We start from the raw sequence: 617 nt of genomic DNA on the forward strand, positions 1-617 counted from the left end.
ATTTTTTATTTTACACAATATTTAAGACTTGACCCTCCACCGACGATTCTCACCAAAAATACCGAGAATAAACTATTGAATAGCGAAGATATCAGATTAAATATCGTCTTTTATCCAAATCGTCGGTGAAATGAGATTTCCACCGACGCTATGGGACTTATCGTCGGCCAAATTTCTATTCGCCGTCGGGAATTGCCGAATCGTCGGCGAATTCTCGAAATTCCAGTTTTTCGCCGACGATACTGTTGTTACCGTCGGTGAAATAAAAACTCGCCGACGATAATGCTGGCTGCGTCGGCGAGAGTTCGTTTTCGCAGACGATAACCCGAATCGACGGCGAATCCGGCACTCCACCGACGATTCTCAGTTAAATTACTCCCCCTCCCCACAAAAAAAAGATTCCCCCGAACTATCCTATATCTTTAGGGGGAATCTAGGAATAGTTCAGGGGAATCTGCGGGAGTTCAATAAATAAATTTATCTCTATGCACTTTCTTTATCTTGTATTTTTTCTTCTTCTAACTTACCGCCTTTTAAGACGTATAGGCGATCTGCGTATTTAAAGATGCGCTGGTCGTGAGTAATCATGATGCATGCTGCGCCGTTTTCTTTGACGC

The sequence above is a fragment of the Nosocomiicoccus sp. HMSC059G07 genome, from assembly GCF_001815515.1.
Lineage (GTDB): Bacteria > Bacillota > Bacilli > Staphylococcales > Salinicoccaceae > Nosocomiicoccus > Nosocomiicoccus ampullae_A.